This is a genomic window from Vibrio sp. 1402 (assembly GCF_033340275.1).
On record NZ_JAWOWE010000763.1, the window covers coordinates 1 to 507 of the forward strand.

The following is a 507-nucleotide window of genomic DNA, read 5'->3' on the forward strand; positions in this document are numbered from 1 at the left end:
CTATGATGATCGAAAGAATTCGACGCGAACACGGCTACATGGTTCGCCTGCTGGCCATATTGCGCCATAAACTCAACGAAATAAAAGAAGAAAACGCCATTAATTACTCGCTAGTAAGCGAGATTGTTGATTACCTCTCAAACCATTCGGAAAAAATTCATCATCCGAAAGAAGACATTCTCTACCATCATTTCCTCAAGCATTACGGTAAGCAACAAACCATGGAAAACTTGGAGAAAGAGCACCAAGAGCTCGCCGAGAAGACCAAAGAGTTTTCGATGCTCATTGAGATGATTTTGCAAGATGCGGTTGTTCCTCAAGACATCTTTATTGCTCAGCTAGAAGATTTCATTGAGTCGCAAAAGCGTCACCTTGAGCTCGAAGAGAGAAAAATCCTGCCATTAATTGAAGAGCTTTTTACTACTGAAGACTGGCAACACGTTGAAAGTCTGTGGACAGAGAGCGAAGACGACCCTGTATTTGGTGACACGATTGCGGATCGCTACA

At 43.0% G+C, this 507-nt stretch carries 1 protein-coding gene; it reads left to right on the plus strand.

Going from position 1 to position 507, the window contains the following annotated elements:
• Positions 1–2: 2 nt before the first annotated feature.
• Positions 3–507, plus strand: a 505-nt coding sequence (locus R7044_RS28360; protein ID WP_225456428.1) for a hemerythrin domain-containing protein, incomplete at its 3' end; no start/stop codon positions are given.